The organism is Sphaerospermopsis kisseleviana CS-549, assembly GCF_028329225.1.
Lineage (GTDB): Bacteria > Cyanobacteriota > Cyanobacteriia > Cyanobacteriales > Nostocaceae > Sphaerospermopsis > Sphaerospermopsis kisseleviana.
Genome location: NZ_JAQMTI010000262.1, coordinates 13227 through 33667, shown reverse-complemented (window position 1 = coordinate 33667; position 20441 = coordinate 13227). Strand labels below are relative to the sequence as shown.

Here is a 20441-nt window from a genome sequence, read left to right as displayed (position 1 = left end):
TGTCGAAGGGCGGTGTCGAAGGGCGGTGTCGAAGGGCGGTGTCGAAGTAAGTCGAAGTAAGTCGAAGTAGTCGAAACACGACACAGAATTTAAACTCAAACAAAATTTGGAATCATCCAACTAGGAAAGGGCATTCCCTAAGTAACGCTTGAGGAGAGAACCACCTCTGGATTAGAAACTGCAAGGGATCTAGTCTAAGTGGACTCGTTGAATCAAGAATATCCGCTCCTTTAGGACGCAGAGTGTCAAGTCTAAAACTGATTTATTCCTTTAAAATTTTGGCAAAGTCGGGTCAACATCAAAAACCTCACCTTTATCTCTACCAAATTCAGCAGTTACAAATTAGCTTGCAATCAATTGACCCTCCCCGCCTTAAAAAGACGGGGATTCTTGTTTCAATGAGCAACCATGCCCAAACTTGTTACCAAATCTGGGTAGAGGGTCATCTCTCCACAAGCGTTAACCCTGAGCGCAGTCGAAGGGTAAAAGTTTCCGTCCGCCCGACGGTACTTAAATCATAGCCTGTCTGTTTTAGTGCCTTCGCCAAAATATTGATTGCAGCGTTGTGGTCACGATCAAGAATGCACCCACAGTTACAAACAATCCAAAACCGTAGGCACTTGTTACGAATGAACTGGCTTATCCGTATAGCTTCATCAATTCTTTGATATTGCTGTTTTGTGCCTTTGGCTTTGAACTCGAAAACAATCATGTTTATTACCAGTTCGACCTACTCCAAAAATAGCATTATTTAGGGGAACTGTCAATCCCTAAGCAAATAAGTCAGGATCATAATAGCTCCACGCATGGGCAGTGCATTCACCTACATCCACCGCCTAAAGTACGATAAAGTATCGGAACTTGGTGGAGATACTTTATCAGGCGTGGTTTTGCCTCACTCGATTTTCTTATAAGCTGGGTGAGTAGATGCTTAATTGCCCTGCCATGAGACAATACAAAAGATTAGAACCTGTAAACAGCAGATACAATCAGTGATTGATCTTGGTTAACCTGCTGGTTGGGTCGTTGTATTTTATTCAGGAACTTTTTGTAGCACCTATAGTAAACATTCTACCATTAAATAGCGAAAATTAATGTACTCAAAGCAAAATTGCTTTGCGTCTTTTTCACGGTTATTGTGATTTAGTCCATTGTGGGCTGTCAGTTGTCAGTGAATCGTGACGCATTTAATATTAACTAGTAAATCCTAGCTAAAAACTCGCAACAAATTAATAATGAAAGTTGTATTTTTTGGTACTCCCCAGTTTGCTGTTCCCACTCTAGAAAAATTACTGAATAATCCAGATATTGAAGTTTTAGCAGTTGTCACTCAACCGGATAAACGACGAGAACGTGGGAATAAACTAACACCTTCTCCTGTCAAAACACTTGCTAATGCTCACAATCTCCCAGTATGGCAACCTGAGAAAGTTAAAAAAGATGGGGAAACTTTAAACCAACTACAACAATTAGATGCGGATGCGTTTGTTGTTGTTGCTTATGGACAAATTTTGTCTAAGAAAATCTTAAATATGCCAAAATTGGGTTGTATCAATGTACATGGTTCGATTTTACCCCAATATCGAGGGGCTGCTCCTATTCAGTGGTGTATCTATAACGGTGAAAAAGAAACTGGTATCACAACCATGTTAATGGATGTGGGCATGGATACAGGAGATATGCTATTAAAAGCAAATACACCAATTGGTTTACTGGAGAATGCCCAAGTTTTAGCCGATAAATTAGCGGTTATAGGTGCAGATTTATTGCTGGAAACTTTATTAAAATGGGAACGCCAGGAAATTACACCTATTCCCCAGGATGATTCTCTGGCCAATTATGCGTCATTGATTCAAAAAGAAGACTATAGCCTAGACTGGTCAAAAAGTGCCATTAAATTACATAATCAAATTAGAGGCTTTTATCCTAACTGCGTCACAACTTTTCGCAATCAACCTTTGAAAATCACTGCTACAGTTCCTCTTGAACGTGCTTATATTCAAGAACTCCCAGAACAATTACGAGATAAAATACACAATTTACCAGATTTGTCAACTGTATCTACCCAACCTGGCGAAGTAGTAAACATTGCCAAAGGTATAGGAGCAATTGTTCAAACTGGGGAAGGGTTGTTATGGTTAAGAGAAGTTCAACCAACTGGTAAACGTCTCCAGTCAGGATGGGACTTTGTTAATGGTACTCGTTTAACCATAGGGGAGGTAATGGGTAATTGGTAATGGGTAATTGGTAATTGGGAAGAATAAACTTTTGCCTCTTGCCTTCTTACTGTCACCTGTCACCTGTCATCTGTCACCTGAACTTTCATAGAACCGACAAGACTCACAAGGACCATCTGGGTTGACTGCACAGCGGATGATTTCTGAATGAGCATTGTAATCACAACTAGCATCACCTATAACCCAACGTCCAGCTACTAAACTTTTTTCTGATGGTCGTTTAGCTTTTTGGACATAAATAGCGATATTATGTAGGCGGTAGCGTCCTGCTTTCAACTGATACCTATGACGACGCTCTAATACTGCATAGGTTTTACCTTCAAAATCAACATAGTTCCCTGGTTGGGGTGTCCAATCAAGTTGTAATCTACCAAGAGACTGACGCGGGTTTGTTAAAATCAACTCAGTTGGTAAAGAGTCTGGTTCCATAATCAGTTTATGTGATGGGATTTACATTATTAAAAATGGTATCGTAATCGGTGAATTAACCTCTACCATAGGTGACTAGGGCTGGATTATCATTAATGATTTACTATATTTTTGAGCAATTTGCATCTTAATAAAAAATTTAACAATTTCTTTTGAAGTGTAACAGAGATAGATAGCGACGCACAATTCCTACTTTACTATAATTATTTCTCCTGACTCCTTGATCTCCTGACTCCTTTAAGGGCGAAGCATTCGGGCGATAAATTCTCAATTTTGATCACAGGTTATTTTCCTGTAAGGGCGAAGCATTCGGGCGATAAATTCTCAATTTTGATCACAGGTTATTTTCCGAATGCTTCGCCCCTACGTAGCCCCTACGTCGCCCCTACGACTCCTTGATCTCCTGAGATAAAATTTTGATCTTACTCTACAGTAATATTACATAAAATAAGTCAAAAAAACATAACATATTTGATGATTACTAGGAAATTGCAGCGCATTTAATTTTGTGTAATTTTGTATCTAATTAGTTAATACTTCTTAACAAATTGATGGAACTTGAGAGTTACCAGCGACCAATTTATAGGTACTATAGATAACCCTGAGAAATTGCTCGGAAATTTACACATCTTTACAATTTGCCATATTTGGAGACAGTCAATAGAGTAAACACTTGATGCCCCTGTTGCTGATTAAAGCTGAATAGCAGCGATTTTGGCAAATAAAATGTTCATAGGGCTTATTAAATTGTTTGAAGTTATGTAGCCTTTTACTTACAGCCCATCCAGCACTGCGGTAAACTATGCGTTGATTATGATTCCTTCCCAAAGAAGAGAACTCGAAAGGAGCAGTTTTTTCAATGTCTCATACCGTAAAAATCTACGATACCTGCATCGGCTGCACCCAATGTGTCCGCGCTTGTCCCACTGACGTTTTAGAGATGGTTCCCTGGGATGGCTGTAAAGCTGCTCAAGTGGCATCTTCACCCCGCACAGAAGACTGCGTAGGCTGCAAACGCTGTGAAACAGCTTGCCCCACCGACTTTTTGAGCATCCGCGTTTATTTGGGTGCTGAAACAACTCGCAGCATGGGTCTAGCATACTAACAAAGCTGGTATTTTAAAATACTCAGTACAATAGTGCTGAAGACTGAGCTAGGGAGAAACAAGAAACCCATCAACTAACACGATTCTTGTTTCTTCTCTCAGTTTTCAGCACTTAATATTTTTTAGGAGTTCAGGAGGCAGGAGGCAGGAGGCAGGAGAAAGATAAATATTTCCCCAGTCCCCAGCCTTTTCATTTGATATAATTACCGCTTTATGGTGATAACTGTTAACTGATAATTGTTAACTAATAACCGGAGTAGTATAAAAAATGTGTGGAATTGTTGGATATATAGGCACTCAAGCAGCAACGGATATTTTATTATCTGGACTGGAAAAGTTAGAGTATAGAGGTTATGATTCTGCGGGTATTGCTACGATATGGGAAGGTGATATCCATTGCGTGCGGGCTAAGGGTAAATTACTAAATTTGCGTTCTAAACTGGAACAAGTAGAAAACCCAGCTCAAATTGGTATTGGTCATACTCGTTGGGCAACTCATGGTAAACCAGAAGAATATAATGCCCATCCCCATCAGGATACTGCTTTGCGGATAGCGGTGGTGCAGAATGGAATTATTGAAAATTATCGTGAATTGCGGGAACATTTAAAAGCATTAGGACATGAATTTCGTTCAGATACAGATACAGAAGTTATTCCCCATCTCATCGCTGAATGTTTAAAGCATATTCCTGAAGATAGTAATTCGGCTTCTGTGTTTTTAGAAGCGGTGCGGGAAGCGGTGCAAAAGTTAGAAGGGGCTTATGCGATCGCAGTTATTTCTGCTGACTACGCTGATGAATTGATTGTAGTGCGTCAGCAAGCGCCTTTAGTAATTGGGTTTGGACAAGGTGAGTTTTTCTGTGCTTCGGACACGCCGGCAATTGTTGCCCATACCCGCGCTGTATTGCCCCTAGAAAATGGGGAAATTGCCCGTTTGACTCCGTTGGGGGTTGAGGTGTACAACTTTGCTGGAAATCGTTTAAAGAAGCATCCCCGCACTTTGAATTGGAATCCCATTATGGTGGAAAAGCAGGGATTTAAACACTTCATGCTCAAGGAGATTTATGAGCAACCGGGTGTAGTTAGAGCTTGTTTAGAAGCTTATTTTCCGGGAAGTGGGGAAACTCCTGTTAGTTTGAATTTAGCAGAGGAATTTTACGCAGATTTAGAACAAATTCAAATTGTGGCTTGTGGTACAAGTTGGCACGCGGCGTTAGTTGGTAAGTATTTATTAGAACAATTGGCAGAAATTCCCACTCAAGTACAATATGCCTCTGAATTTCGCTATGCACCTACACCTTTGACTGCTAATACTTTAACTATTGGGGTGACTCAATCAGGAGAAACTGCGGATACTTTGGCTGCTTTAAGTATGGAAAAAGACCGCAGGCAAGGAAAAGAAGCTAAGTATCAAGCGCGACTTTTAGGCATTACCAACCGCCCGGAAAGCACTTTGGGGCAAATGGTGAGTAATATTATTAATACTCATGGGGGGATTGAAATTGGTGTTGCGGCGACGAAAACTTTTATTGCTCAGTTGATGGCGTTTTATGGTTTAGCTTTAGATTTAGCTTATCGTCGGCAAACAATTTCTTCTGAAAGGTTAACAGAAATTATTGCTGGTTTAAGACAGTTACCGATAGAAATTGAGGCGATTTTAGAAACTCAGGAAAAATATATTGAACAGTTAGTTCATGAGTTTACAGAAACAAAAGATTTCATTTTTGTAGGCAGGGGAATTAATTTTCCTATTGCTTTAGAAGGGGCTTTGAAATTAAAAGAAATTAGTTATATTCATGCGGAAGGATATCCAGCAGGAGAGATGAAACATGGACCGATCGCATTATTGGATAGTAAAGTTCCGGTAGTGGCGATCGCCATGCCTGGAAGTGTATATGAAAAAGTGATTTCTAATGCCCAAGAAGCAAAAGCGAGAGATTCCCGGTTAATAGGAGTGACATCTGTGAATGATGGAGAAGCAGCAGAAATTTTTAATGATTTAATTCCTGTTAGTGATGTAGAGGAAATTTTGTCGCCTATTTTGACAGTTATTCCGTTGCAATTATTGGCTTATCATATTGCAGCGAGAAAGGGTTTAGATGTCGATCAGCCAAGGAATTTAGCGAAGTCAGTAACGGTGGAATAGTTGATATTTTGCTGTAGGATGATAAAAAAGTTGGAAAATAAATAAAACAGTTGTACAATTTCTCCTGTGGGTGTATGTATCAATCATCCAAAGGAGAATTTTTTGTGAGTAGAAGCAGACGGGACTGGATACAGAATAAATTTTAACGCTATGTAACCCACATTCCACACCCTCAACTGTCACAGATCAACAAAGCCTAGCAAGTAGTACATCCCACCTTCCGCACCCTAAACTGTCACACAACGAAGATTGACCGTTTGGGGATTTGAGATTGGCGAACTGCTTGCAGCAGCGCTTCGCGATCGCACCCTCCACATCTACAAACAGTATTATATAGTATTTTTGTACTGACTAAGGTTTTACACCAACAATCAAATAAAATTCCAGTAGAAAATTGATAAAGCTTTTGCTGAATTGGCTACAAAATAGAAAATTGCTGATCTCTACTTAAAAAAGTGATAATTGTTCGGCTATCTCTTTACCTTTCGATTTGTTTCCATGAATTAACTTAAAGAGATAACTACCAATTTCTTTCGCAAGCAATACAGGAACTGCATTACCAATTTGTTTATATTTAGAACTTACAGAACCATAAAAAATCCAATCATCAGGAAATGTTTGAATCCTTGCAGACTCCCGCACTGTTAAACAACGTAATTCTACAGGATGACACATATCTGTAGCTTTTTGATGGGGACTGGTAGTAATTGTTGGTGAAGGTTTATCCCAGGATAATCTTCTATAAAAACCGACTTTTCCCCCTCCAGAATTATAAGCTCCTCCCATAGCTTCTTTTTTTAAATCTTCTGGTAAATGTTTCCAATTTTGTCCAGCTTTTAATAATTTCAAATACTTTAAACGATTTTCTGAATAAGACATAAATTCTGGTTCTACATCAACTAAACCAGTTAAAGCATTTTTTAATGTTCTCCATTTAGGTAAAGTTTGACCATTTTTGCAATATTTAGGAATAGGAAATGTAGCAGTTTCACCATCTCTAGAACCGATAAATATGACACGCTCTCGATTTTGGGGTACTCCATAATCTGCTGCTTCTAATAGGTTATAAACTATGTTATATCCTATTGCTTGCATTTCTGATAATACTACTTTTAAAGCAGCACCAGGCATTTCATCAGTTTCTAAAGGTGGGTAATTTTTTCCCCGTTGATTAATTGGCCGATGACGCAGTGGAGCAGAAAGCAAACCTTTAACATTTTCCATTAAGAAAAAACGAGGTTTAACTTCTTTAACAATGCGAATAAATTCCATAAATAAACTACCGCGAGGGTCCATTACAGAACCTCTTTTTCCTGCGGTACTAAATGGTTGACATGGTGGACCACCTGTAACTAAATCAACTTCTTGTGGTTGTAAAGCACGTCCTAAATTTAAAACTCTTCCCCCTTCTTCTAATAATTGTTGAGAGGTGACGTTTTGTATTTCTCTGGAAATTGCACTTTCTTGGAGGAATGGACGATTAAGAGCTATTGTTTTAACAGCATCACGATCTTTTTCTACTACAGTTACAGTATGAAAACCTGCTTCTTCTAATCCTAAATCTAGACCATAAGCACCTGTAAATAATGAAATAGAAATAGCTTTACCATCTATCACGGTTGTTGCTCCCAATTGTTAATATCACTAATTATATACTCCTTGAATATGCAATATTGATGATTGGTTACATCTTTTACATCTAATAATAGCGATTGTTATTGAAATGACTATGAGCTTATATTCAATTAATGAAATGCACGATAGACAAATTGCAGCAACTGCGTTAGTTTTATCTAGTAAAGGTGAAATTGTACAGTTGTTGACGTGCGATCAAAATATCACTGCGTCGGGTTTAGTTGCTAAAGCTGCTGCTGTGGTTCAAGATGCTGAAAGTTATCAAAAACTGATTGATAGACTGGAATTATTAGAATCTGTTGCTAAGATACGTCAAAGTATAAATGAGTTTGAACAAGGCGAAGGTATGCCCTTAAATCAAGCATTTGCAGAATTTAAGGAAAAATATGCCATACCGGATTGAGATTTCACCTACTGCTATTGCTGATATTGAGAGTATAGTGAAATTAAGGTAGAAAACAAGCGAAAAAATTTATGTCTAATTATCAAGAATTGTTAGAACAAGCTAAAAATCTGACTTCTGAAGAACAGCTTAAATTAGTTGAAGATTTATCTATCTTAATTCGTCAACAATGGAAAATGACACCAAAGCCAAAGCGTAGTATTTTAGAGTTACGTGGTTTAGGTAAAGAAACTTGGGAAAATATTGACGCTCAGGAATATGTCAATCAGGAGCGTTACAAAACTTAATCCGTAACACAGTAGATGAAATGCTAGATGAATACTTCGGTGATCCTGATGAGGGTAGGGAAATCAAAGAATCATTTAAGCAGAGTTTATTGGCAATCGGGCGTAAACGTCAAGAAGGAAGACCTACTATTCCTTTATCTGAAGTTTATAAAAGGTATGGGATAGAACGTTAAATGAGTTATTCTGTAAGTTTTGAATCAGAGTCTATAACTGATTTAGATAATTTAGATCAGGTTGTGCGTCTGCGGATTCTGAATAAAATTCAATGGTTAAGTGTCAATTTTGAGCAGATAACTCCTCTATCTCTTACGTATATTGTTCTTCTTCCATATTACCAAATCATCCCCAAATTCAAAACAAAACCCTTCAAAATATCTTCCCCCGAAACCGTAGCAGGAGAATCTAAAACCTCAACCTCCTTACCAGGTCTATAAATCTCCACCTGACGAGATTTACGATTAATTAATATACCCAACCGTACACCATTATCTATATATTCCCTCATCTTTTCCTGTGTAGTTTTCAAACTATCACTAGGAGAAAGTAACTCAATTACAAAATCAGGACAAATAGGAGGAAACTTTTGTTTTTCCTCATCAGTTAAAGTATCCCATCTTTCTAACTTTATCCAAGAAGCATCAGGAGAACGGTCTGCACCATTTGGTAATTTAAAACAAGTAGAAGAATCAAAAACTATACCCTCCTTATTTTGCTCATTCCAAATCCAAACTTGAGCAGTAATACCCGCATTCCGATTTCCCGTTTCTCCTCCCGTTGGTGGCATAATAATTAAATCCCCATTAGCTGTTCTTTCAAATCTCAATTCCCGGTTATTTTGACATAGCTGAAAAAACTGCTCATCAGTCATATCTATTACTGATTTTAAACTCACAGTTAAAGCATTCATAGTCATACCCTCATAAAATATTAAGGCAATAATTTTAAATATCTCATATCTTATTATATACCCTTAATCTGATTTTTAGGTATTGGTATAGTATATGTAATAAATCTTAAATCTTACTAATTATTAAACCAAAGTCATAACTTTATTATATTCTTCCTGATGACTTTGCAAAGCATCCCAAACATCAACCTTTTGCTGAAGATTTAACCACAATCTCGGTCCATTACCCAACGCTTTACCCAGACGAATGGCAATATCTACAGTAATTGATTTTTCACCATTAATAATTTCCTGAATTGTTTGATGAGATATTCCTAAAACTTCTGCAAAATCGTGATAATTAACTTCTAAATCATCTAAAATATCTGCAATTACTTCACCTGGATGTATTGGTCTTGCTAATTTCTCATTAGTTATATTTTGCCAATTATTCATAATTAATACTCCTTGAATATTTCAGCCCACAGCATATGCTGACATACATATCTATCATTATATTGCTTATTCCATAATTACAGTACTAAAAAGCGATCGCACTAAGCTGTTACGCAGCTAAATTCTATAATCCTAATATTCTTAGCTCTTGTGGAACAGGCATCTTGCCTGTTAAACTTATGCAAATTAAATGCACAACAGCTTACCTCCACCTCCACTTCCTCAAACAGCGATACCTTCGGTAAGCTTCGCTAACGCACCCCTTCACACCCCCAAACGCGATACCTTCGGTAAGCTTCGCTAACGCTCATCCTCACATCTCCAAACAGCGATCGCATCCCCTACACATTCCCAAAAGCGATCGCACATCACCAAACTTCAAAACAGCGATACCTTCGGTAAGCTACCGCTAACGCTGTCAAAGTATAAAATTATGATATAATCATGGTGTAAACTTATTTAATCCTTTGTAATTTATAAATTTGCGTTATAATTTTGATTGGAATCCAGCCAAAGAAAAACAAAATATTCGTAAACATCAACTCAATTTTCGGTTGGCATCAACTGTTTTTCGTGATCAATATCAATTAAGTTTATATGATGAGGAACATAGTGATTATGAAGACAGATGGATTACTATAGGTTTAGATGAAACGGGTATTTTAAGGGTTGTTATTCATACTTTTGAACAAACAGATGAAGATTCATGTTTGATTCGTATCATTTCAGCACGAAAAGCAACTTTTAATGAACAGCAATATTACCAAGGAAGAAAACTATGAAAGCAGAATATGATTTTTCAGAAGCTGAACAAGGTAAGTTTTATCACCCTGATGCAACGTTTCATTATCCAATTTACCTTGAACCAGATGTTGATAATTTTTTCAAAAAAATCGCTCAAGAAAAAAATATTGATGTGCAAATTTTAGTCAATGAATGGTTGAGAAATAATATTAAATTAATTGAAAGTATTCAGTAATAGCGATACCTTCGGTAAGCTTTGCTAACGCATTCCCACATCCCTTAAACGCGATACCTTCGGTAAGCTTCGCTAACGCACCTCCAACATCCCCAAACGCGATACCTTCGGTAAGCTTCGCTAACGCACCCCCCAAACCCAAAACAGCGATACCTTCGGTAAGCTACCGCTAACGCACTCCCAATATCCCACAACAGCGATCGCTCTCCCTTCACACCTCCAACAAGCGATCGCACCTTCCAAACCACAAAACAGCGATACCTTCGGTAAGCTACCGCTAACGCACCTTCCAAACCACAAAACAGCGATCGCACTTCCTCTACATCCCTAAACTCATATCTTGCACCTACAACACCCTCAACAAGCGATCAGTTTGCTGACTGTTTGACAAAAATTGACAATATTTGATTTGCCATAATAAAATAGTCAGAAAAATCAACATTTGTTAATTATGACTACAGTAAATATTTCTCTTCCCGATTCTATGCGGGATTTTATCAACGAACAGGTTGAAAAAGGTGGCTACAGTACAACCAGCGAATACATTAGACATTTGATTCGTCAAGACTTAGAAAAAGTCCAACAATCAAGAATAGAAAAGTTATTATTGGAAGGATTAGATAGCGGTGAAGGAATAGAAATTACAGATGAATGGTGGGAACAAAAACGCTCCCAACTGATTGAAAAAATTCGCAAATCATAACAATGACTAGGCGAATTATAATTAGACCAAAGGCTAGTGCTGATCTAGATGAAAAGTTTGCTTACATTGCACAGAGTAATTTTGATGCAGCATTGAGTTTTTTTGATGCTACTAGGCAGTTTTATTAAACACTGATCGCTGATCTATAGTGTATAGTTAAAGTAATAACATCAGCTAAATTTGCTCATAGTAAAAAGTATGTTGCAAGCAATAGAAGGAATTTACAAAGATGGTAAAGTAGAACTTAAAGAATTACCATCTGATATTTCAGAAAGTCTGGTTATTGTCACTTTTTTAAAGTCGGAAAAAAATCAGATAAAAAATCAAATAATGAAGTTTGGTATGTTTTCTGGAAATAACCAGTCAACAGAAACAGATTTTGAAATTGCTGAATTTCATGGGGATAGTGAGGACAGTTTAGACTGGTAATAATGAATTATGAAATATGTCCTAGATACTCATGCTTTAATCTGGTTTCTTGAAGGTAATTTAAAGCTAGGTGCAAATGCTAAAACTATCCTTTGTGATCCTAATTCACAGTTAGTTATTCCTGCAACTACTTTAGCTGAAGCTGTTTGGATTGTAGAAAGAGGTAGAACATCTATTCCTACTCCTAAAGATGTAATTTTAGCAGTAGAAGCTGATCCTCGCGTGGTAATTTATCCTCTGGATCAAGATGTTATTGAAATGACTATGAGCTTATATTCTATTAATGAAATGCACGATAGACAAATTGCGGCAACTGCGTTAGTTTTAGCTAGTAAAGGTGAAGTTGTAAAGTTGTTAACGTGGGATCAAAATATCACTGCTTCAGGTTTGGTTGCTATTGTTTGGTAGTTTGTAAATGAGGTCTATTTTTACGATCGCACTTCCCCAAAACTCCAAACAGCGATCGCTCTCCCAACATCCCTAAACGAGATCGCACCCTCCAAACCCCCAACAAGCGATCACACCTCCACATTCCCAACAGCGATCGCTCTCCCCAAAACCCAAAACAGCGATCACACCCCAAACACCCCCAAACAACGATCGCACCCCAACACCCCCAAAAAGTGATCGCACACCCACACATCCCCTAAACGCGATCGCACTCCCAAAACCACAAAATAGCGATCGCACTTCCCACACATCCCCAAACAGCGATTACTAGGTTACTTTTCGCTATCGCATTTACTTATGATTTTGTGCCTTCCAATAATTTGTTAGACCTTAGTTTTGGTTGTAGTGTAACAACCTTATGTACGCTTGAGTTTTGCTTTTTTTGTAAGTCCAAAAATATGGCACGCAAATCATAGTTAAAGGACTTAGCATAGGCTTCTCGAATGTGATGAATTTCTTCTACAATTTCATCTTGCCACATAATTTATTGCTCCATTAATTCGTAAGGTGTACAAATAGTTGGCATTTCATACCCAAAGTCTAAACTGATTTGAGCCAATTTTTTCTGAATCTGTGCGTTGGCAATATGTTTACAATTCCATGTTAACAGATAGTCCATACCATGAATTGTAGCTAGTGCAATATGTATTGCATCTGTGGCAGCTTTAGAAGGTAGGTTACTTTTATTAATAAATTGTTCTGCAAGATTTATAACAGTTTCGTTTATTGATAAAAGTTCAAAGTTTTCCAGCAATTCTAAACGTTTATTAGCTATTTCTGAATCTCCTGCGGCAACTTCATCTAAAACAGCTTGAGAAATGTAAAGGTTAAAATCATGACGGCGATTTTCCCACCAATCTCTCGTAATTTCCATGTTGGCTGCAATAATTAAATTTTTGGTGAATCTGGCTGTTAAATAGCCAATAACACTGGTTTCTATGTAGACGGTTTCACTCATTATATTATGTGCTATTGATGGATTTATTGTAACCAACCTAAATCTTTCTCTATCAAAAAGCAATAACTAAGGTAAGAAGATCGCACTCTCTCCACATCCCAAAACAGCGATACCTTCGGTAAGCTTCACTAACGCACCTCCAAACCCCCAAAACAGCGATCTCTTCTCTTGACAAAATATTTTCATAAAATTAACATGAAATTATCAAATAATTTATTGAAATTACGATGTTTAGCCTAAGCGATATTCACCCCTTATCAGAATTTCAGCGCGGAGCAAAGATGTTTCTGGATAAGTTAAAGGAAACTAAAGCTCCCATTGTGCTGACTGTGAATGGTAAAGCTGCTGCTGTGGTTCAAGATGCTGAAAGTTATCAAAAAATGATTGATAGACTGGAATTACTTGAATCTGTTGCTAAGATACGTCAAAGTATCAATGAGTTTGAACAAGGTGAGGGTATGCCCTTAAATCAAGCATTTGCAGAATTTAAGGAAAAGTATGGCATACCGGATTGAGATTTTACCTACTGCTATTGCTGATATTGAGAGTATTTTCCTATGGATAAAAGAGGAGTCACAGGAAAGAGCTTTTCGTTGGGTGCGGGGATGTTATGAAATTATTTTGAATATGTATATTGCCTTTAAATTGCGGTTTTATTTTTCCTTCATTTGCTTGCTTTAGCTGCACTAAATAAAACTCCGATATTTGAAAATATTGAAAGTTTTCTATCTATTTCTCCCCATTTTTTAAGTGTATCGTGAATTTTTTGTTCATTTAGTAAATTCTTAGCTTGAACTTTCCATCCGTCTATTTGTTTTTTTGATATATTTCCCATCTTGCGATATTTATTCTTAATATATGGATTAATATTTTGAATAAAATCGTCTATATCTTTTTCGCTTTCGCCAATATGGGTATCATCTCTTTGATTAATTGGTTCATCATTAAGTAATTTTTCTAGTTCTTCATAAAATATTTCAGATGATCTCAAGGAATCAATTACATAGATAATCATCTCATTTAAGATGTCTATTCTTCTTATTAGATCATTAGATAATATTTGATTAATGTTTTGGTAATATATCTGATCTGCTTCTGATTCATATTGACTCACTACCTTTTCTATTAATTCATAATAGGTAATATAGCCATCTTTTAAACCATCATTTAATAAACCTTTCGATTCTATATAGTTAAGCAGTTTTTGATCTTCCCGTAAATCATCATGAGAAATTCCATAATATTCATAGTCTGCTGGGTATAAAGTAGCTCCTTTTAGAATCTCTATTATTATTTGATAATAAATTTTAACTAAGCAAATTATCACTTCATCTTCTCTCAACTTAGCCTCGTGAAAAGTGTCGTTTCTTAATCGTCGCAGTTCTACTATAAATTGATATTGTTGTTCATCTACAACCCAAGGAAATTCTTCTTTTATAAACTTTACTCTGTCTAGAAAATTTGGTTTTATTTTAATCATTTGTTCATCAGTTATATTTAAATCATAAGGACAGTCACAAATAAAGTAATATGAGATTATATCTGCTAAACTATCTAGTAAAAAAAGGGCTATTCTAGCTCCGAGTATATTATTCTGTTTTAGTTGAAATTGAACAGCTTCAAGTTGTTTAAGCTGTTTGATAAACTCTAACTCTGAAAATGTTCTAGGATATAGCATATTACTATTAAAGATAATTGTCTTATTTAATGAATCTATACCATGAATTATTACTGCTGTCGTTTCCAATTGTCAATCCTACTTACTAAATCCTTTAGTGGAATAATTGTAAATTGATGAGAACCTCCATCTCCCCAAATTTCATAAGCATATTTTTTTCCTCTATAAAATTTAATAAGTCCTAGTCCACCAATTTTTACCATGTCAACATATTTAGCATTCTGATAGTCATTAACAATAGTTTGACCATATATCATATTAATTAACTGTAAACCATTATTATTGTTTTTCGTAAACTCTAAATTTATACGATTATTTTCATGGTTTCTAGCATCTATCATTTGTTCAGTCACAATACCTTTTGAGTTTATCCAAACATCAAAGCTAACAGAATATTTTTTAAAAGAAGTTTTACTACTATAGTCTGGATAACCTTCTTCTAGCTTTTTAACAGAAGTTAAAGGTGTAATTTTTGCATGATTTCGAGACCATTTAATTACTGTTTTTATATTTTGTCCTGGCAGTGCATAAGCTGGTAAAATTTCACAATTTAGCACAGCTAAACTTAAACTAAATGTCAAGGCTAAGTAATTTTTAGGTTTCATATTTTACACAGTGCCTATATTTAAAAAATTACTTCTTTTACTAAAACATAAATTACTAAATCATCCCCAAATTCAAAACAAACCCCTTTAAAACATCATTTTTTCTAAACCAAAGTCATAACCTTATTATATTCTTCCTGATGACTTTGCAAAGCATCCCAAACATCAACCTTTTGCTGAAGATTTAACCACAATCTCGGTCCATTTCCTAACGCTTTACCCAAACGAATGGCAATATCTACAGTAATGGATTTTTCACCATTAATAATTTCCTGAATTGTTTGATGAGATATTCCTAAAACTTCGGCAAAATCGTGATAATTAACTTCTAAATCATCTAAAATATCTGCAATTACTTCACCTGGATGTATTGGTCTTGCTAATCTATCTTCAGTAATATTTTGCCAATTATTCATAATTAATACTCCTTAATAGCTTGGTGAAATTTATTTAACAGTTTTCAACTATTTACTACTATCTTAACACAACATTAATGGTAATCTTCTAAATTGACATCATAAGCATCACCATCTTCAAATTTAAAAGTTATTCGCCAGTTTCCTGATACCTTAATTGACCAAGTTCCTTTTCTATCTCCTTTTAATTCATGTAAATCATATCCTGGTAATCTAATATCATCTACAATTAAAGCTGAGTCTATAACTTCTAATCTAATTCTAATTTTCTTTTCTAGGTTTGCGGGAACTCCTTTATTAAAATTTTCTTTAAACAGATTTTCTAAAGACTTATTTTTAAATGTTTGAATCATTTATCTTTGAATTTTATGTCATTATGTGAATTATCAAAAATTCTTAGTTCACCTAAATCATAAACTAATCTCTCTCTTCCTTTGCGCGAAACTCACAGCAATTATACCATACTCCTAACACCTCTCCGCGCCTCTGCGCCTCTGCGTGCAAAAAAGCAAAATCCCAAAAATAGGCAGGTTTTATACCTGCCCATCTAAACCTATTCTATACCTTCAATCCGATTTTCCACCTCCTGATACAACTCTCTCAACCGATCTAAATTCTCCTCACTTGTCTCCCAATAACCGCGACCATTGACTTCCAACAAAGTAGAAACAATCTTGCGGAAAGAATGAGGATTCAAATTCATCAGACGCTTCTGCATTTCCTCATCTTTAATAAACGTCTCATTGGTTTCCTCATAAACCCAGTTATCCACAGCACCAGCAGTTGCACTCCAACCAGTGGTATTAACCAACCGCTTAGAAAGTTCCCGCACACCTTCGTAACCGTGAGACAACATCCCCTCATACCATTTGGGGTTTAACAACTTCGTCCGCGCATCCAAACGCACAGTTTCCGATAAACTTCTTACCTGTGCATTCGCGGTAGTTGTATCTGCAATGTAAGATGCAGGTTTCTTACCATCTGTACGCAGACTTGCAACTAATTTTGTTGGGTCAGAGTCGAAATAATGGGACACATCAGTTAAACTGATTTCCGAAGAATCAAGATTTTGGAAAGTTGCATCAGCAGTTTTCAAAGTAGTTTCAAAAATCTGCCGTGACTCATCCATTACCCCAGGGTTATCAGAATTGAAAGAGAAAGATTTGCGTTTCAAATACATTTCTTGCAACTCTGCTTCACTATCCCAAGTGCTATTCTCCACCGCTAAGTTGATATTAGAAGAATAAGAACCAGAAGCATTAGAAAATACACGGGTTGCAGCTTGACGCAGATTAATTCCCATTTCCTCTGCTTGTTGCAGTGCGTGTTTCCGCACAAAGTTCATTTCCAAGGGTTCATCAGCTTCAGCAGCCATTTTTACACCTTGGTCCAGTAAGTTCATCTGGTTAATGAACAGATCACGGAAGACACCAGAACAGTTAATTACTACGTCAATTCTAGGACGACCCAATTCTTCTAAGGGTATCAATTCCAACTTGTTCACCCGTCCTAAAGAATCGGGAACAGGACGCACTCCCACCATCCACATAATTTGTGCCAGGGATTCGCCATAGGTTTTGATGTTATCTGTACCCCAGAGGACACAGGCGATGGTTTCCGGCCAGTTTCCACCATTTTCAGTCTTATTGCGTTCTAACAACCTATCAACGACAATTTTCGCCGATTGTACCGCCGCAGTGGTAGGAATAGATTGGGGATCTAAAGCGTGTATATTTTTACCTGTGGGCAATACGTCAGGGTTACGGATGGGGTCGCCACCGGGTCCGGGTAAAATATATTCACCTTCTAAACCTTGCAATAAACCGCCAAGTTCGTTATCTGCACATACTTGTTTTAAGCAAAATTCCAAATACTCAAACAAGGGTTTTAATGCAGATGTATCTACGTTATTAAAACCTGACTGATACAGCGATTCTACCCAAGGTTCTTTTTTACCCATGTTAAAGAAGTTCAACTTGGATACTAAGGAAACTCGACCTTCTGCATCAATTTGTTCTTGTACTAAAGCCGCTACAGCCGCACGGATAGCCATTGTAATGTCTTGTAATAATTGCACATCGGCTAAAATGCCTTTGTCGCTGTTGCGGTAGATTTCTTCAATGTTGCGGCCTAAGCTGTTAGCAATGATGGAGGGTAAACCAAGTATACCGTCTTCTTGCCGATCTAAACTGGCAATATTCACTAAAGTGGCGATCGCCTCTTCCGCAGAAGGTGGTTTACCGATGATATGCAAACCGCAAGGTAATAAGCGAGATTCAATTTCCATCAACTTGCGATAAACAATCCCGACGATATTATCCCGTTCTTCAGAGGACATATCTTTTGCGTCGGTTTCTGGCAGGTCAATATCTTTATCTAAGTTAACAATGCGGCATTTGTCAACGATCGCATTCACAATGGAAACTCCCCGGCCGCTGTCTTTCAAAGTTTGGTAAGAACCAATTAACTCACTGAGTTCTTTCAAACCTTTGTATAAACCAGCATTTTCCGCAGGTGGAGTTAAGTAAGAAATTGTTTCTGCATAACTGCGACGTTTAGCAATTGTCGCTTCACTGGGGTTGTTCGCTGCGTAATAATACAGATTGGGAATTGTGCCAATTAATTGATCTGGGTAACAATCTCCAGACATCCCCATCTGTTTACCAGGCATAAACTCTAATGATCCGTGTGTACCAAAATGTAAAACAGCATCAGCACCCCAAATTCTTTCTAAATAAGTATAAAAAGCGGCGAAGCCATGATGGGGACTAGCGGAACGGGAGAATAATAAGCGCATGGGGTCGCCTTCATAGCCGAAGGTGGGTTGCACACCGATGAAGACGTTACCGAAATGCTTACCGTATACGAGCAAGTTTTGTCCATCACTGTTTAAGTTTCCTGGTGGTGGACCCCAGTTTTCTTCTAAGCGTTGGGAGTACGGTGTCAGTGCTTCATATTCGGGGACTGACATTTTGTAAGCAATGTTGAGTTCAGGACTTGCGTATTGCGCTTGTGCGTCGTGGATGACTTGTTCCATCAACTCTTGGGCGGTTTCCGGGATGTCCCGCACATCGTAACCGTTGTTTCTCAGTCCTTTGAGAACTTCATGGATAGAACCAAATACATCTAAATATGCCGCAGTTCCCACGTTTCCTTTATCGGGGGGGAAGCTGAAAACGGTGATGGCGACTTTTTTGATTAATTTGGGTTTGCGACGCAGACTAGCCCATTTTAAGGCACGTTGAGCAACAATTTCTACCCGGTCTTGGAGGGCGATCGCTCTACCTGTTGCCCCATCTTTACCGGATAGGATAATAGGCTCAATTGCTCCATCTAGTTCAGGTATAGCAATCTGTAAAGCCACTTGAATAGGATGTAACCCCAAATCGCTATCTAACCATTCTTCGGTGGTTTGGAACACCAAAGGCAAGGCTACCATGTAAGGACGGTTTAATTTTTTTAATGCTTCAATAGCTTTGGGATGGTCTTGTCTTGCAGGTCCACCCACTAAAGCAAAACCAGTCAGGGAAACAACCGCGTCAACTAAGGGTAATCTGGTTGTAGGTTCGTAGAAATAAGCATCTACAGGTTTAGAGAAATCCAAACCACCAGCAAACACAGGGAGAACTTTTGCACCTAAAGATTCTAATTCCTGGACAATTGCTACATAATGTGCATCATCTCCAGTAACTAGGTGAGTTCGTTGTAAAACCAAACCTACACATGGTGCGAGGGGATCTTTGATATTTCGAGAAATGTCTCTGCGGACAGAATACCAGTTTAGATATTCTCGTACATCTTCAAACATATTTGGCGCTAAAGGATGCCAAATACCCATGTCGGGATAAACTACTGGTGCTTGATATTCAGCAGCAGCTAGTTTTTGTTTATCTTCCCCTTTTAAGACGTATTTATCAGCCAGCATCAGCAGGAAGTTTTCCAGGTTTTCTGCTGAACCACCTAACCAATACTGAAAACTCAGCATGAAGTTACGCGCATCTTGCGCTTTTTCAATGGGGAGGAATTTCAGCACTTGGGGAAGAGTACGCAAGAGCTTTAACATTCCATCTTGGAAACCAGCGCCAGATTTCTCTTTACGCTTCTTCATGAAGTTGGCAATGACGCTCTTAGACTGTCCCAACTGTGCCAGGGAGAAGCTACCCATTTTGTTAAGACGCATAACTTCAGGCATGGAGGGGAACACAACCGCTACATCGAAGTTATCCCGGTGGGGTTCGACTGCTGCGACGAGTTTCTGCGCTAAGTCTTCAATAAATATCAGGGAAGCGATGAATATATTAGCACTAGCTATATCGCGTTTAAAATCTTCATAGTTTTCCGAGTCGCGCAGTTCCTCAATTAAGTAACCACTAATTTCAATGGCCACGCTGGGATGGTTGGCGTTAATTTCCCGTACTGCTTGAGATAAAGAACTTTGATATTGAGACTCAAGCACAACATAAACGACTTTAATCAGATTGCGTCCGCGTAGGTCGTCAGGTGCAATATGTCTAATTGTGGACTTGACCTGGGTGAACATTCAGATAAGCTCCTTTGAGGCGTGTTCTCTACTGGAAGTTTTTTTCTTCCATTTTCTTCGGCAATTAAGAGTTTTGTACCAGAAAACTCTGTGTCAGTG

28 protein-coding genes are annotated in these 20441 nt (G+C 37.7%); 14 read left to right on the top strand and 14 right to left on the bottom strand.

What is annotated here, in order from left to right; genetic code table 11:
• Nucleotides 1-442: 442 nt before the first annotated feature.
• Nucleotides 443-712, bottom strand: a complete 270-nt coding sequence (locus PN497_RS26025) for a zinc ribbon domain-containing protein (protein WP_457853191.1) — start codon at nucleotides 710-712, stop codon at nucleotides 443-445.
• Between the two features lie 523 nt (nucleotides 713-1235).
• Between PN497_RS26025 and fmt the strand changes: the two genes are divergently transcribed.
• On the top strand, nucleotides 1236-2237 hold the full coding sequence (gene fmt / locus PN497_RS20815; RefSeq protein ID WP_096566425.1) for a methionyl-tRNA formyltransferase: 1002 nt from the start codon (nucleotides 1236-1238) through the stop codon (nucleotides 2235-2237).
• 66 nt (nucleotides 2238-2303) lie between these two features.
• Here the strand turns inward: fmt and PN497_RS20810 are convergent, their stop codons facing one another.
• Nucleotides 2304-2666 carry a DUF6464 family protein gene (locus PN497_RS20810; RefSeq protein ID WP_096566423.1) on the bottom strand — a complete coding sequence of 121 codons (363 nt, stop codon included), beginning with the start codon at nucleotides 2664-2666 and terminating at the stop codon, nucleotides 2304-2306.
• Between the two features lie 859 nt (nucleotides 2667-3525).
• Between PN497_RS20810 and psaC the strand changes: the two genes are divergently transcribed.
• Together psaC and glmS are read left to right on the top strand one after the other, a co-directional pair.
• Complete coding sequence (gene psaC, locus PN497_RS20805; RefSeq protein ID WP_010997613.1) at nucleotides 3526-3771, top strand: photosystem I iron-sulfur center protein PsaC; 246 nt, start codon at nucleotides 3526-3528, stop codon at nucleotides 3769-3771.
• 268 nt (nucleotides 3772-4039) lie between these two features.
• A complete protein-coding gene (gene glmS / locus PN497_RS20800) occupies nucleotides 4040-5917 on the top strand; it encodes a glutamine--fructose-6-phosphate transaminase (isomerizing) (protein WP_096566420.1) in 1878 nt (625 codons plus the stop codon).
• A 447-nt stretch (nucleotides 5918-6364) separates the two neighbouring features.
• Here glmS and PN497_RS20795 read toward each other — a convergent pair whose 3' ends face one another.
• The gene (locus tag PN497_RS20795; RefSeq protein ID WP_096566418.1) at nucleotides 6365-7534 is read right to left on the bottom strand and encodes a DNA cytosine methyltransferase; all 1170 of its coding nucleotides are present in this window, start codon (nucleotides 7532-7534) and stop codon (nucleotides 6365-6367) included.
• 112 nt (nucleotides 7535-7646) lie between these two features.
• Here PN497_RS20795 and PN497_RS20790 point away from each other — a divergent pair, with 112 nt between their 5' ends.
• The 3 genes from PN497_RS20790 (at nucleotide 7647) to PN497_RS20780 (ending at nucleotide 8415) form a co-directional block, all read left to right on the top strand.
• Complete coding sequence (locus tag PN497_RS20790; RefSeq protein ID WP_242027355.1) at nucleotides 7647-7955, top strand: hypothetical protein; 309 nt, start codon at nucleotides 7647-7649, stop codon at nucleotides 7953-7955.
• A 71-nt stretch (nucleotides 7956-8026) separates the two neighbouring features.
• Nucleotides 8027-8242, top strand: coding sequence for a hypothetical protein (locus PN497_RS20785; protein WP_096566417.1), 216 nt, complete (start codon nucleotides 8027-8029; stop codon nucleotides 8240-8242).
• A 20-nt stretch (nucleotides 8243-8262) separates the two neighbouring features.
• Nucleotides 8263-8415 carry a hypothetical protein gene (locus tag PN497_RS20780; protein WP_272110822.1) on the top strand — a complete coding sequence of 51 codons (153 nt, stop codon included), beginning with the start codon at nucleotides 8263-8265 and terminating at the stop codon, nucleotides 8413-8415.
• 158 nt (nucleotides 8416-8573) lie between these two features.
• Here the strand turns inward: PN497_RS20780 and PN497_RS20775 are convergent, their stop codons facing one another.
• A complete protein-coding gene (locus tag PN497_RS20775) occupies nucleotides 8574-9149 on the bottom strand; it encodes a Uma2 family endonuclease (RefSeq protein ID WP_096566413.1) in 576 nt (191 codons plus the stop codon).
• Between the two features lie 123 nt (nucleotides 9150-9272).
• The gene (locus PN497_RS20770) at nucleotides 9273-9584 is read right to left on the bottom strand and encodes a HigA family addiction module antitoxin (RefSeq protein ID WP_096566411.1); all 312 of its coding nucleotides are present in this window, start codon (nucleotides 9582-9584) and stop codon (nucleotides 9273-9275) included.
• A 482-nt stretch (nucleotides 9585-10066) separates the two neighbouring features.
• On the opposite strand from PN497_RS20770, the gene PN497_RS20765 reads away from it, so the two are divergent.
• On the top strand, nucleotides 10067-10366 hold the full coding sequence (locus tag PN497_RS20765; RefSeq protein WP_096566409.1) for a BrnT family toxin: 300 nt from the start codon (nucleotides 10067-10069) through the stop codon (nucleotides 10364-10366).
• Nucleotides 10363-10563, top strand: a complete 201-nt coding sequence (locus PN497_RS20760; RefSeq protein WP_096566407.1) for a phospholipase D-like domain-containing protein — start codon at nucleotides 10363-10365, stop codon at nucleotides 10561-10563. The genes PN497_RS20765 and PN497_RS20760 overlap by 4 nt, the downstream gene beginning before the upstream one ends.
• Nucleotides 10564-10607: 44 nt before the next feature.
• Here PN497_RS20760 and PN497_RS20755 read toward each other — a convergent pair whose 3' ends face one another.
• Nucleotides 10608-10877 (bottom strand): hypothetical protein, encoded by a 270-nt coding sequence (locus PN497_RS20755; RefSeq protein ID WP_272110820.1) that lies wholly within the window; start codon nucleotides 10875-10877, stop codon nucleotides 10608-10610.
• A 137-nt stretch (nucleotides 10878-11014) separates the two neighbouring features.
• Between PN497_RS20755 and PN497_RS20750 the strand changes: the two genes are divergently transcribed.
• The 4 genes from PN497_RS20750 to PN497_RS20735 all read left to right on the top strand — a co-directional run bounded on the left by PN497_RS20750 (nucleotide 11015) and on the right by PN497_RS20735 (nucleotide 12103).
• Nucleotides 11015-11266: a type II toxin-antitoxin system ParD family antitoxin gene (locus PN497_RS20750; RefSeq protein WP_096566405.1), complete on the top strand. Its 252-nt coding sequence runs from the start codon at nucleotides 11015-11017 to the stop codon at nucleotides 11264-11266.
• A 2-nt stretch (nucleotides 11267-11268) separates the two neighbouring features.
• Nucleotides 11269-11394: a hypothetical protein gene (locus PN497_RS20745; RefSeq protein ID WP_265586252.1), complete on the top strand. Its 126-nt coding sequence runs from the start codon at nucleotides 11269-11271 to the stop codon at nucleotides 11392-11394.
• A gap of 70 nt (nucleotides 11395-11464) precedes the next feature.
• Entirely contained in the window at nucleotides 11465-11695 is a 231-nt protein-coding gene (locus PN497_RS20740; RefSeq protein WP_096566404.1) for a hypothetical protein, read from the top strand.
• Nucleotides 11696-11704: 9 nt separating this feature from the next.
• A complete protein-coding gene (locus tag PN497_RS20735) occupies nucleotides 11705-12103 on the top strand; it encodes a type II toxin-antitoxin system VapC family toxin (RefSeq protein ID WP_096566402.1) in 399 nt (132 codons plus the stop codon).
• A 72-nt stretch (nucleotides 12104-12175) separates the two neighbouring features.
• On the opposite strand, the gene PN497_RS20730 is transcribed toward PN497_RS20735, so the two are convergent.
• Genes PN497_RS20730 through PN497_RS20720 form a run of 3 tightly spaced genes read right to left on the bottom strand, consistent with a single transcriptional unit; the run spans nucleotide 12176 to nucleotide 13103 of the window.
• Nucleotides 12176-12385: a hypothetical protein gene (locus tag PN497_RS20730; protein ID WP_193943667.1), complete on the bottom strand. Its 210-nt coding sequence runs from the start codon at nucleotides 12383-12385 to the stop codon at nucleotides 12176-12178.
• Nucleotides 12386-12440: 55 nt separating this feature from the next.
• The gene (locus tag PN497_RS20725; protein ID WP_096566398.1) at nucleotides 12441-12626 is read right to left on the bottom strand and encodes a hypothetical protein; all 186 of its coding nucleotides are present in this window, start codon (nucleotides 12624-12626) and stop codon (nucleotides 12441-12443) included.
• A gap of 3 nt (nucleotides 12627-12629) precedes the next feature.
• Complete coding sequence (locus PN497_RS20720) at nucleotides 12630-13103, bottom strand: type II toxin-antitoxin system VapC family toxin (RefSeq protein ID WP_096566395.1); 474 nt, start codon at nucleotides 13101-13103, stop codon at nucleotides 12630-12632.
• A gap of 227 nt (nucleotides 13104-13330) precedes the next feature.
• Here PN497_RS20720 and PN497_RS20715 point away from each other — a divergent pair, with 227 nt between their 5' ends.
• Both PN497_RS20715 and PN497_RS20710 read left to right on the top strand, forming a co-directional pair.
• Nucleotides 13331-13618, top strand: coding sequence for a type II toxin-antitoxin system Phd/YefM family antitoxin (locus PN497_RS20715; RefSeq protein ID WP_096566393.1), 288 nt, complete (start codon nucleotides 13331-13333; stop codon nucleotides 13616-13618).
• Nucleotides 13602-13784, top strand: coding sequence for a hypothetical protein (locus PN497_RS20710; protein WP_272110818.1), 183 nt, complete (start codon nucleotides 13602-13604; stop codon nucleotides 13782-13784). The genes PN497_RS20715 and PN497_RS20710 overlap by 17 nt, the downstream gene beginning before the upstream one ends.
• Here the strand turns inward: PN497_RS20710 and PN497_RS20705 are convergent.
• From PN497_RS20705 to PN497_RS20685, 5 genes are all read right to left on the bottom strand, one after another.
• The gene (locus tag PN497_RS20705) at nucleotides 13768-14850 is read right to left on the bottom strand and encodes a hypothetical protein (RefSeq protein WP_272110816.1); all 1083 of its coding nucleotides are present in this window, start codon (nucleotides 14848-14850) and stop codon (nucleotides 13768-13770) included. The genes PN497_RS20710 and PN497_RS20705 overlap by 17 nt on opposite strands.
• Nucleotides 14832-15386 (bottom strand): hypothetical protein, encoded by a 555-nt coding sequence (locus PN497_RS20700; protein WP_096566389.1) that lies wholly within the window; start codon nucleotides 15384-15386, stop codon nucleotides 14832-14834. Before PN497_RS20700 ends, PN497_RS20705 begins: the two co-directional genes overlap by 19 nt.
• A gap of 104 nt (nucleotides 15387-15490) precedes the next feature.
• Nucleotides 15491-15802, bottom strand: coding sequence for a HigA family addiction module antitoxin (locus PN497_RS20695; protein ID WP_096566387.1), 312 nt, complete (start codon nucleotides 15800-15802; stop codon nucleotides 15491-15493).
• A 74-nt stretch (nucleotides 15803-15876) separates the two neighbouring features.
• Complete coding sequence (locus PN497_RS20690; protein WP_096566385.1) at nucleotides 15877-16155, bottom strand: type II toxin-antitoxin system RelE/ParE family toxin; 279 nt, start codon at nucleotides 16153-16155, stop codon at nucleotides 15877-15879.
• Between the two features lie 200 nt (nucleotides 16156-16355).
• Entirely contained in the window at nucleotides 16356-20342 is a 3987-nt protein-coding gene (locus tag PN497_RS20685) for a magnesium chelatase subunit H (RefSeq protein ID WP_096566383.1), read from the bottom strand.
• Between the last annotated feature and the right edge of the window lie 99 nt (nucleotides 20343-20441).

What these genes read in the sequence shown, in the direction of transcription:
- PN497_RS20715 (WP_096566393.1), top strand. Translation starts at nt 13,331, where the DNA reads ATGTTTAGCCTAAGCGATATTCACCCCTTATCAGAATTTCAGCGCGGA.
- PN497_RS20760 (WP_096566407.1), top strand. Translation starts at nt 10,363, where the DNA reads ATGAAAGCAGAATATGATTTTTCAGAAGCTGAACAAGGTAAGTTTTAT.
- PN497_RS20700 (WP_096566389.1), bottom strand. Translation starts at nt 15,386, where the DNA reads ATGAAACCTAAAAATTACTTAGCCTTGACATTTAGTTTAAGTTTAGCT.
- PN497_RS20720 (WP_096566395.1), bottom strand. Translation starts at nt 13,103, where the DNA reads ATGAGTGAAACCGTCTACATAGAAACCAGTGTTATTGGCTATTTAACA.
- PN497_RS20685 (WP_096566383.1), bottom strand. Translation starts at nt 20,342, where the DNA reads ATGTTCACCCAGGTCAAGTCCACAATTAGACATATTGCACCTGACGAC.
- PN497_RS26025 (WP_457853191.1), bottom strand. Translation starts at nt 712, where the DNA reads ATGATTGTTTTCGAGTTCAAAGCCAAAGGCACAAAACAGCAATATCAA.
- PN497_RS20745 (WP_265586252.1), top strand. Translation starts at nt 11,269, where the DNA reads ATGACTAGGCGAATTATAATTAGACCAAAGGCTAGTGCTGATCTAGAT.
- PN497_RS20725 (WP_096566398.1), bottom strand. Translation starts at nt 12,626, where the DNA reads ATGTGGCAAGATGAAATTGTAGAAGAAATTCATCACATTCGAGAAGCC.
- PN497_RS20785 (WP_096566417.1), top strand. Translation starts at nt 8,027, where the DNA reads ATGTCTAATTATCAAGAATTGTTAGAACAAGCTAAAAATCTGACTTCT.
- PN497_RS20735 (WP_096566402.1), top strand. Translation starts at nt 11,705, where the DNA reads ATGAAATATGTCCTAGATACTCATGCTTTAATCTGGTTTCTTGAAGGT.
- PN497_RS20740 (WP_096566404.1), top strand. Translation starts at nt 11,465, where the DNA reads ATGTTGCAAGCAATAGAAGGAATTTACAAAGATGGTAAAGTAGAACTT.
- PN497_RS20750 (WP_096566405.1), top strand. Translation starts at nt 11,015, where the DNA reads ATGACTACAGTAAATATTTCTCTTCCCGATTCTATGCGGGATTTTATC.
- PN497_RS20790 (WP_242027355.1), top strand. Translation starts at nt 7,647, where the DNA reads ATGAGCTTATATTCAATTAATGAAATGCACGATAGACAAATTGCAGCA.
- PN497_RS20690 (WP_096566385.1), bottom strand. Translation starts at nt 16,155, where the DNA reads ATGATTCAAACATTTAAAAATAAGTCTTTAGAAAATCTGTTTAAAGAA.
- PN497_RS20710 (WP_272110818.1), top strand. Translation starts at nt 13,602, where the DNA reads ATGGCATACCGGATTGAGATTTTACCTACTGCTATTGCTGATATTGAG.
- PN497_RS20810 (WP_096566423.1), bottom strand. Translation starts at nt 2,666, where the DNA reads ATGGAACCAGACTCTTTACCAACTGAGTTGATTTTAACAAACCCGCGT.
- PN497_RS20780 (WP_272110822.1), top strand. Translation starts at nt 8,263, where the DNA reads ATGCTAGATGAATACTTCGGTGATCCTGATGAGGGTAGGGAAATCAAA.
- PN497_RS20695 (WP_096566387.1), bottom strand. Translation starts at nt 15,802, where the DNA reads ATGAATAATTGGCAAAATATTACTGAAGATAGATTAGCAAGACCAATA.
- glmS (WP_096566420.1), top strand. Translation starts at nt 4,040, where the DNA reads ATGTGTGGAATTGTTGGATATATAGGCACTCAAGCAGCAACGGATATT.
- PN497_RS20775 (WP_096566413.1), bottom strand. Translation starts at nt 9,149, where the DNA reads ATGAATGCTTTAACTGTGAGTTTAAAATCAGTAATAGATATGACTGAT.
- PN497_RS20770 (WP_096566411.1), bottom strand. Translation starts at nt 9,584, where the DNA reads ATGAATAATTGGCAAAATATAACTAATGAGAAATTAGCAAGACCAATA.
- fmt (WP_096566425.1), top strand. Translation starts at nt 1,236, where the DNA reads ATGAAAGTTGTATTTTTTGGTACTCCCCAGTTTGCTGTTCCCACTCTA.
- psaC (WP_010997613.1), top strand. Translation starts at nt 3,526, where the DNA reads ATGTCTCATACCGTAAAAATCTACGATACCTGCATCGGCTGCACCCAA.